Raw genomic sequence first — 504 nt, 5'->3', positions numbered from 1 at the left:
GACGGCATTCCTGGCAAGCACGGCGTTCGCCCAGGTGAAGGTCGGCGTCACGGTGTCGGCCACCGGGCCGGGGGCATCGCTGGGGATTCCGGAGAAGAACACGGTGTCGCTGCTGCCCAAGGAGATCGCCGGCAAGAAGATCGAATACATCGTGCTGGACGATGCCTCCGACACCACCACTGCCGTCAAGAACACGCGCAAGCTGATCACCGAAGACAAGGTCGATCTCGTGATCGGCTCCACCATCACGCCGACCTCGCTGGCGATGGTGGACGTGGCGGCCGAGAGCGAGACGCCGATGATCTCGCTGGCGGCGTCCGCGCGCATCGTCGAGCCGATGGACGCCAAGCGCGCGTGGGTCTTCAAGACCCCGCAGAACGATTCGCACATGGCGACCGCTATTGCCGAGCACATGGCCAACCATGGCGTGAAGACGGTCGCACTGATCGGCTTTGCCGATGCCTACGGCGACTCGTGGGCACAGGAGTTCGACAAGGTGGCGAC

General features: G+C 64.5%; 1 protein-coding gene. It reads left to right on the top strand.

Annotated features, from left to right (window positions below):
• The coding region (locus GFB48_RS17510) for an ABC transporter substrate-binding protein (RefSeq protein ID WP_205597775.1) at positions 1-504 on the top strand (504 nt) is incomplete at both ends.

The organism is Paraferrimonas sp. SM1919 (genome assembly GCF_010993985.1).
In the GTDB taxonomy this organism is placed as follows: Bacteria; Pseudomonadota; Gammaproteobacteria; order Enterobacterales; family Shewanellaceae; genus SM1919.
The sequence above is the reverse complement of the archived record's forward strand: the minus strand, read 5'-3'. Positions and strand labels throughout refer to the sequence as shown.